This window comes from Sutterella parvirubra YIT 11816 (genome assembly GCF_000250875.1).
In the GTDB taxonomy this organism is placed as follows: Bacteria; Pseudomonadota; Gammaproteobacteria; order Burkholderiales; family Burkholderiaceae_F; genus Sutterella; species Sutterella parvirubra.
In genome coordinates this window covers 1-8176 of the sequence record NZ_JH604993.1, presented here as the reverse complement: position 1 = coordinate 8176, position 8176 = coordinate 1, and the positions used below count along the sequence as shown (strand labels likewise).

Below are 8176 nucleotides of genomic sequence, written 5' to 3'. Positions count from 1 at the left end.
TGACGCGCGACCTCTACGTCTCGCTCGGGAACGCGCTCGAAGACGGCACCTGGCTCGTGCGTCTCTCGATCAAGCCCTTCGCGGGCTGGATCTGGGGCGGCGGCCTCATCATGATGCTGGGCGGGTTCCTGGTCCTTCTGATCGGGGCCCGGAAGCACAGGGCGTCGCATCATCACCATCACGATCATCAGCACGACGCCCCGGCGGGCACCCGCTGAGCGGAGGACGACGAATGTACATCACGAAACGCAGGATCTTCCGCAAGGCGCTCGGCCTGGCGGTCCCGGCCCTCGGGGTCGCGGCCGTCCGTGCCGAAGACGCCCCTGCGAATCAAGAACCCGGGAAGACCGGGAAGACCGGGCTCTCCGGCCCCGCGCTCCAGGAAGAGGCCATCCGGATCTCGAAGCTCCTTCGCTGCCCCGCGTCCCCGAACCTCACGCTCTACGAGTCCGAAGCGGCGATCGCGAGTGAGCTCAAAGGCCGCATCTTCATGATGCTTCGCGAAGGAAAGAGCCGCGACGAGATCATCCGATGGATGATCGAGCGCTACGGCGAGCAGATCAGCTACATGCCGGACGTCAACGCCGGGACCGCCCCCTTGTGGATCGCGCCCTGGGCGGCGTTGGTCGTGGCGGGCGGGCTCGTCTTCTGGCGGATGCGCCGGAAGAAGGCGGTGGCGGCCAAAGCGGCCGACGCGACGCACGGATGACGCGGGTGAGCCGATGAGCCGATGAGCGGCGCACCGCACCCCAGGATTCAAGACACGGATTACCCCAAGATTTTCAAGACATCAACCCAAGGACGACCCATGCAGATCAAACACACCCTCACCACGCTCGGCCTCACGTTGGGCCTCGCGTTCGGCCTCACGATGACGGGCGCCGCGCAGGCGGCCCCGGTCGAAAACCCCGCCGCGCAGTTCGGCTTCAACCAGAAGTTCGAACCCAACGGCAAGCCCATCGAAGGCAAGCCCGGCGAACTCCGTTCGCTGATCGAATTCCGCACCGCCCGCGGCTTCTCGACGGCGGACTTCAAGGACGTGGAGGGCAACACCGTCAACCTCTCTGAGTATCACGGCAAGATGGTCCTGGTCGACGTCTGGGCGACGTGGTGCGAACCCTGCATCCGCAGCCTTCCCGCGGTGAAGGCCCTTCAGGAGCGCTACAACAAGGAGGGCTCCGACATTCAGGTGATCTCGATCGCGCTCGACCAGAACGCGCGCCGCGTCACGAAGTTCATCGAGAAGCACAACTTCCAGGGCTTCCACACCTGGCACGACCCGGAGCAGAAGCTCTCTGAAACCCTTCCGCTCGACGTCATTCCGAGCTTCTTCGTCTTGGACGGCCACGGCCACACGGTCGGGTTCGTGCGCGGCTTCGTCGACTGGAGCGGGGAGGGCGTCCCCGCCTACCTCGAAGCGCTCGCGAAGAAGTACGCGAAGCGCGATTGAGTCGGGTGAGCGCGGGACCGTCCCGGGATCCTCGGCGCGGTCCGCATGAAAAAGAAGCTCCGGAGGCCCAGAAGGCCGCCGGAGCCGACTCAATCAAGTCAGGAGATTCGGGCTGCGGGACGTGCGTTTGAGCGTCCCGCGGGTCTCAAGTTTCCGTGTGCTTGGGATTAACCCGAACGAATACGGGAAAGTTTAGGACCGCTTTCTTAGCTTTGCCTGACCATCCTGAGCCTTTTTGCAATTGGAAAGGAACGGGGATGGACGGTCATCGGAAGGCGACGGAGTTTGGTGGTCGATGAGTTATGTTGAATTCCTCCGAGGGCGAAAACCGGTGAAGGACGATGCCCGTTTCGTCGGAAGCCGTTGAGCGCGCGGGAAGTTCTTGGCGGTCTCGAAGGTTCTCGGAAACCCCGACACTCGAAGAGACCCTGGTAGAATCCCGCTCATGAAGGAACCGCACGGACCGGGACGACCGGCCGCCCGTGCGGTTTCGTCTTTCCACAATTCCCTTTTGCTTTCCCGCATCGGTCCGGATGTTCCGACCCGGCCCGTCGACCCGTGCGACCTCTCTTGGAGACAAACCATGCATCCTTGGCTTGTGCTCGTCATTGCGGCCGCGTTTGAGATCGGCTGGCCCCTCGGCTTCAAGATCGCGAACGAATTCCCGAAGTGGCACTGGCCCGCGATCCTCTTCTCGCTCGCCTCGATGGCGCTCTCGGGCTACTTCCTCTACTTGGCGCAGAAGTCCATCCCGATCGGCACGGCCTACGCGGTGTGGACGGGGCTGGGCGCCACCGGCACGGTGCTGATCGGGATCGCGTTCTTCCACGACCCCGCGAGCTTCGCGCGGCTCCTCTGCGTCTTCATGATCATCGCGGGGGTGGTGGGGTTGAAGATGGTCGGCTGAGCCGAAAGAGACGCCGGGCGTCCTTCGATTCCGAACGCCGCCTCTCAAACAAACGCCGACGGCTCCCGCGGGAATCGTCGGCGTTTTGCTGAGCGGTCAGGACATCAGGGCTTCAGGTCCACTGAAGCCGCAGGGACTGAACGGCTCACTCCGTCTTCGCCGCGCGCCCGCTCTCCAGGTCGAGCGGCTGCCCGTGGTCGCGCACGCTCTCCTCGTGGTCGTACGGAAGGATCGCCGCGCCGGTCGTCTTCCAGATGAGGAGCGTCATGAGAAGCGGCCCGCCCGCCAGAATCGCGCCCGCGTAGGGGAGGCTCGCGAAGGACCAGGCGGACGAGAGAATGCTCCCCAAGAACGCGCCCCCGCCGATCCCGACGTTGATGATGCCGGAGAGCATTGAGGACGAGATGTCGGCGGCGTCGTGCCCGGCCGCGAGCACGAGGTTGTTCAAGGCCATCATGAGGCCGGTCAAGGAAGCGCCCCAAAGGACGATCAAGGGCCAGTGAATCCAGGGAAGCGACGCCGTGGGAAGGAAGAAGAGGAAGGCGAGCGTGAGGAAGGAGAGCGGCAGCACGACGGCGAGCGACGTGTTCGCTTCCAGAAGCCGCGTGTTGACGATCGTCCCGATGAAGCCCGAAAGCCCGAAGACGAGCAGAAGCGTCACGACGGTCTCCAGGCTCCCGCCCGCGGCTTCCGTGACGATGGGCGACACGTACGAGTAGACCGTGAAGTTCCCCAACATCGCGACGGCGGCGATGAAGTAGAGCTGGCGCAGAGCCGGGCGCTTCAGAATCACGGGGAGGCTCGCGAGCGAACCGGCCTTCCGCGAGGGCGATTCGGGCAGCACCATCGCGATCAGAAGGCCGGAAATCACCGCCGCGCCGCCCACGATCGCGAAGGCTTCCTGCCAGCCGAACCAGTGACCGAGCTTCGTCCCGATCGGGACGCCGAAGACCGTGGCGAGGACCGTCCCCGCCATGACGGACGCGACCCCCTTCGCGGTCTGGCCCTTCGGGGACATGCGCGCGGCGAGCGGGAACATGATCGACCAGAAGACGGCATGCGCGAGCGCGACCATCACGCGGGCCGCGAGCAGCGTCATGAAGGAGGTCACCCAGGGCATCACGAGGTGGGCGACGGCGAAGATCCCCATGAGGGACAAGAGGAGCTTCCTGCGTTCGAGCTTCGCGGTTGCGATGGCCAAGGGGAGCGAGGCGATCGCCACCACCCAGGCGTAGCCCGTGATGACGAGCCCGGTGAAGGAGGTCGACTCGTTGAGGCCTTCGGCGATGTCGGGGAGAAGCCCGACCGGAAGGAATTCGGACGTGTTGTAGACGAAGGCCGCGACCGCCAGCATGGCGACCGGCAGCCAGGCACGAAGCGTGGTGAGCATACGTGAGTGAGCGTTTTTGGCAAGGGACGCGTATGCTATCACGCATTCGGGCTTTCCCGCATTGGAGAAACACCCGAAACGCCTGCGCGAGAAGGGTTTGGGCGCCAAAACCCCGGGATTGACGGGGAGTCCGCGAAGAGGGGACTGAAAACCCAATGTGGGGAATGTCAAACGGGGCACCACATCGGGGTAGTGGTCGGGAGTTTCCCGATTTCCGGCCGCCTCATGGCGCGGCGCAAGAGGTCTACGGCCAACACCGTAAGAAGCCGGGCGCGCGCCGCGCTTCAATGGAAGGATCAGGCTGCCTGTCCCGACGATTCCGATGATTTCGACACGCCGGGACCGACCGCCGACCGCACATTCCACCCAAGAAGGAGACTGCCCATGTTTCAGAAGACCATGACCCGTACCGCCGCCGCGATCCTCGCGGCCGCGATGACCTTCGGGCTCGCCGCCGGCGCGCAGGCGGGCGAACGCCTCGATGCGGTGAACGCGAAGAAGGTGCTCCGCGTCGGGACGCCCGCGGACTACCGCCCCTTCGCCATGGTGGAAAACGACGCCTACGTCGGGCACGACATCGAGCTCATCCGGGCGATGGCCGAGACGGCCGGTTGGAAGGTCGAGTTCGTGCGCACACCGTGGAAGGACCTCAAAGCCGGCATCGAAGGCAACAAGTTCGACGTCGCCGTGGGCGGCATCACGCAGACCGTGGAGCGCACCGGTTGGGGCGTCTTCCTGCCCGGTTACGCCCCCTTCGGCAAGGTTGCGCTCGTGACGGCCGGCACGTCGGACCGCTACAAGGTGCCCGAAGACCTCAACAAACCGTCGGTCCGCGTGATCAAGAATCCGGGCGGCACGAACGAGAAGTACGTCCTGGAGCACATGCAGAAGGCGCAGATCTCGACGCATGAAAAGAATTACGAGATCCCGGGCCTCATCGCCGAAGGGAAGGGGGACGTGATGATCACGGAAACCGCGGAAGCGAAGATCTATCTGAAGAAGTTCACGGGGAAGCTCGAGGCCGTCTTTATGGACGACCCGCTCACCCCCGTGAGCGAAATGGGCTTCTGGATGCCGAAGGACGACGCCGACTTCATCCGCGTGATGGAGCAGCTCTGGCACCTCACCGACATCCGCGGCACGCAGGAAGCGCTCGAAGAGAAGTGGCTGGACTGATGAACCGCTGAGCGGCTCAGGCATGGACGGCGCGGTTCCGTGCGCCGTCGTCGGTACGAAGAACGCCCCGCAGGCGCAGACCTTGCGGGGCGTTGCTCTCCCGGGTTCGGGAGCGTCCTCTTCGTTCACCTCCCGGCCGCATACGGACACGGCCGGGAGCAAAGGCGTTCACTCGATCAGAGCTTCCCGCCCGGAACGATCTTGCGGACGTCGAACTTCGTGCCCAAGGGGATGCGCTCGAGCGCCATGCCCTTTTCGCCCTGGCGGAACCAGTAGAGGGCTTCGGAGTCCTTCGGGCCGATCACTTCGCAGTCGTACTCGCCCGTGAGGAAGAGCGCCGTGCCTTCGGGGAGCGCGATGACTTCTTCGTCCTTGTTGTAGGCGAGGAATTCTTCGAGGCGGTCTTCGCGGGTTTCGTTGTTCAAGCCCTGCGTGCCGGCCGAAGACTGGAAGTGCGGGTTCGTCTGGAACGGGATGAACCCGAACGTGTTGAAGGACGGCGGCTCGGCGATCGGCATGTCGTTCGTCGTGCGCAGCGTCGGGCAGGCGACGTTGCCGCCGGCGGACCAGCCGCAGTACGGCACGCCCGCGTTCACGCGTTCGCGGATGAGGTCGAGAATCCCGGCTTCGTACATGCGCGTGACGAGCGCCCAGGTATTCCCGCCGCCCACCGCGATGGCCTTCGCTTCACGGACGGCCTTCTGCGGATTGGCGAAGCGGTGGATCGAGACGATCTTGTGGCCGTAGGCCTTGAAGGCGTCCTGGACCTGCTTTTCGTACCCATCGTACGAACCCGCCACGCGGGCGTACGGGATGAAGAGGAGATCGGGCTTCTCACCCTGGAAGAGCTTCTCGTACTGGTCGGCCGCGAAGTCGAGGTAGCCGGAATTGTGGTAGCGCGAGCTCGACTGGATGAGGACGCGGCGGTTCGGGCTCACCTTCTGGGGCGGGATGGCGGTTTTGGGCTTCGCCTGCGCGACGGAGGCAAGGGCGGCGGTGCCGAGAACGGCGCTCTGGATGAGCGTGCGGCGGGTAAGAGACATGTCTTGTGCTCCTCTTTTCGGTTGGGTTTTGTCGGGCGCTCCCGGAGATTGGTCGTAGGGAGGAAGCGTCCGGCCGTCGCGCTTCGGGGTCCGATGGGAAGTGGATGCCGTGGTGCCGGGTCGGCGGCGGTGGTTCGCGGCATCCGACCGCTTTGGTCGGGGGCGGTCGGTGGAACCGGACATCGGGCGCGATGCAGGAGGAGTGTAGGAGCCGCTCTTCGGACTAGTCAATAGTGCCTACCCATGTTGACGGTAGTCAGAGACCCGGTGTCGCATAAGTTACCGACGGACACCGGTAAACCCGGCGTTTTCGACAGCGCGGGGCGGCCAGAGCGGCCGGTTCAGGGCCGTCCGGGCCGGATCAGCGGCGGTCAGTGCTGATGATCGTGTCCGTGCTCGTGGGGATGCGCATGGTCATGGTCGTGCGCATCCCCGTGCGCATGCGCCTGCGCATGAAGAAGCGCCTCGGCGGCCGCGACCGCGGGGATCTTGTGCCCGGCTGCGCCTTCCAACGGAATGGCGTTGACGCTCCCGTGGCGCACCCCGGCTTCCGCAAGGATCCGGTTCGCGACGTCGCCCACGGTCTTCGCGGTCCCGAAGAGGATGATCGCTTCCAAGCAGTCTTCGTGGTTCAGGTGCACGTGCATGACGGAGTGCACGACGTCGCCGTGCTCGTGCTGGTGCTCGGTCATGCGGGCGGCCAACTGCCTTTCGTGATGGTTGTAGACGTAGCTCACCACCGCCGCGCAGGGCGTCTCTTCGTCTTTGAGGCGCTCCGCGGCGTCCGCCTGCCGAAGCAGATCCCGGAAGGCTTCGGAACGGTTCGTGTAGCCGCGTTCGCGGATGAAGCGCTCAAAGCGTTCGGCGGCTTCGTCGGTGAGGGCAAGCGTGACGCGCTGCATGGCGGAAAAGGCTCCGGGTGGTGTTGCGACGGAGGAATTTTACCGGCCCGGAGGGCGGTTTTCGGGCCCTCCGGCTCCCGCGCAATCCCTGAACCCGTCGCACACGGATCGGGTGATCGGGAAATGTGCGCCGTCATGCCACCGCCATCAAACGACCGCGAACCGGAGCCGCCCGAACTTGAGAAAGGTGTCCTCGCCCGCAAAGAGCGCGCGGAGAAGCTCCGCCGCACTCCCGCACATCCGCACGCCGTCCTCCGCCGCGTCCGAGTCCGTCACCATCATCGAGGCGGCGCGCGCCGCCGTGCAGGCGTCCGTGCGGCAGGCCCCCGGGGCGACGGTGAGGCGCAGCTCCCCGATCGTGAACGCCGTCGGGGCGGTCTCTTCCAAAGCGCGCGTCCAAAGGGCGCGGAGCTCTTCGTCCGTGCCATCGGCTTCCGTCGGGCGGCGCCTCGCCGCAGTGCCGCAACCGTCATGCACGGCGCTCTCGATCGAGAGCAGGCGAAGGCAGAGTTCGGGTTGGGCGAGCACGCGTGGCATGGGTTCCTCCGGAGGCCGGAAAACGGCGGTTTTTGGGGGTGAGAGGGGATTGGACGGGGACTCGGGGCCGGTTTTCAGGGCGCTTTGCTGTCGCAAAACGGTCGGTTTCCGCCATGGTCGGGAAATCTCGACCAAGGTCGGTGTCGACGAAAACGAGCAATCCCGAGGAACCGACTATAGCAAGTGTCTATTCCGGCGGTGGTCCAGGTCCCGCCGAAAAACGGACGTTTCCGGACGACGAACGCATGTTTGGCAGGCAAGGCCGAACGGACGTCTATTGGGGTTTGTGTCAAGAACGCGTCAAAACCGGGGTCGGATGGACAGCCCGCAACACACCTTTGTGGCGATTTCGAGACAAGAATGCGATAACTTGAAAACACCGGGGCCCCGTTCATCTCATTATCCCGCCCGCCGTCGGGCGCTTGGCGAGGCATCCGCACGGGAAACGGGCAAGTTCGCGAAAGGTGCCTCCGGAAGGCATCTAGGCAATTTACCCGATCGGGTACTCCCTAAGTGCTTGGGGTGAAGAAATTTCGGACGAATACTTTCTTCAGGCAAAAACGGAACTTCAGGAAACCCCGGTCATGTGCTTAGGATCGGACTTCATACGGGTGCGGAAGACATCAATAACGAACGCGTACCCGGGTTTGGTTATGAGTGAACATCTGCTCGGAGGAGGAGTGATGCTCAAAGCTGCCGATCTGCGGCGCATCCAGCGGTGCCGCGAACAAGGATTCTCAAAGCGTGAATTTCTCTCAAACGGGTACACGT

9 protein-coding genes are annotated in these 8176 nt (G+C 64.4%); 5 read left to right on the top strand and 4 right to left on the bottom strand.

Annotated features, from left to right (window positions below; translation table 11 throughout):
* From HMPREF9440_RS12060 to HMPREF9440_RS07225, 4 genes are all read left to right on the top strand, one after another.
* Window positions 1-218 (top strand): cytochrome c-type biogenesis CcmF C-terminal domain-containing protein (locus HMPREF9440_RS12060; RefSeq protein ID WP_008542894.1); only part of this gene is annotated, 218 nt, incomplete at its 5' end.
* A 14-nt stretch (window positions 219-232) separates the two neighbouring features.
* Window positions 233-709: a cytochrome c-type biogenesis protein gene (locus HMPREF9440_RS11035; protein WP_008542893.1), complete on the top strand. Its 477-nt coding sequence runs from the start codon at window positions 233-235 to the stop codon at window positions 707-709.
* Window positions 710-808: 99 nt separating this feature from the next.
* Window positions 809-1450 carry a TlpA family protein disulfide reductase gene (locus HMPREF9440_RS07230; RefSeq protein WP_008542892.1) on the top strand — a complete coding sequence of 214 codons (642 nt, stop codon included), beginning with the start codon at window positions 809-811 and terminating at the stop codon, window positions 1448-1450.
* A 583-nt stretch (window positions 1451-2033) separates the two neighbouring features.
* Entirely contained in the window at window positions 2034-2357 is a 324-nt protein-coding gene (locus tag HMPREF9440_RS07225) for a DMT family transporter (RefSeq protein ID WP_008542888.1), read from the top strand.
* Between the two features lie 145 nt (window positions 2358-2502).
* Here the strand turns inward: HMPREF9440_RS07225 and HMPREF9440_RS07220 are convergent, their stop codons facing one another.
* Window positions 2503-3747 (bottom strand): MFS transporter, encoded by a 1245-nt coding sequence (locus tag HMPREF9440_RS07220; RefSeq protein WP_008542886.1) that lies wholly within the window; start codon window positions 3745-3747, stop codon window positions 2503-2505.
* Between the two features lie 384 nt (window positions 3748-4131).
* Between HMPREF9440_RS07220 and HMPREF9440_RS07215 the strand changes: the two genes are divergently transcribed.
* The gene (locus HMPREF9440_RS07215) at window positions 4132-4923 is read left to right on the top strand and encodes a transporter substrate-binding domain-containing protein (protein WP_008542885.1); all 792 of its coding nucleotides are present in this window, start codon (window positions 4132-4134) and stop codon (window positions 4921-4923) included.
* A 176-nt stretch (window positions 4924-5099) separates the two neighbouring features.
* Here the strand turns inward: HMPREF9440_RS07215 and pepE are convergent, their stop codons facing one another.
* The 3 genes from pepE to HMPREF9440_RS07200 form a co-directional block, all read right to left on the bottom strand.
* Entirely contained in the window at window positions 5100-5966 is an 867-nt protein-coding gene (gene pepE, locus HMPREF9440_RS07210; protein ID WP_008542883.1) for a dipeptidase PepE, read from the bottom strand.
* Window positions 5967-6337: 371 nt separating this feature from the next.
* A complete protein-coding gene (gene nikR, locus HMPREF9440_RS07205; protein WP_008542881.1) occupies window positions 6338-6868 on the bottom strand; it encodes a nickel-responsive transcriptional regulator NikR in 531 nt (176 codons plus the stop codon).
* 147 nt (window positions 6869-7015) lie between these two features.
* On the bottom strand, window positions 7016-7405 hold the full coding sequence (locus HMPREF9440_RS07200) for a hypothetical protein (RefSeq protein ID WP_008542880.1): 390 nt from the start codon (window positions 7403-7405) through the stop codon (window positions 7016-7018).
* Window positions 7406-8176: the final 771 nt, after the last annotated feature.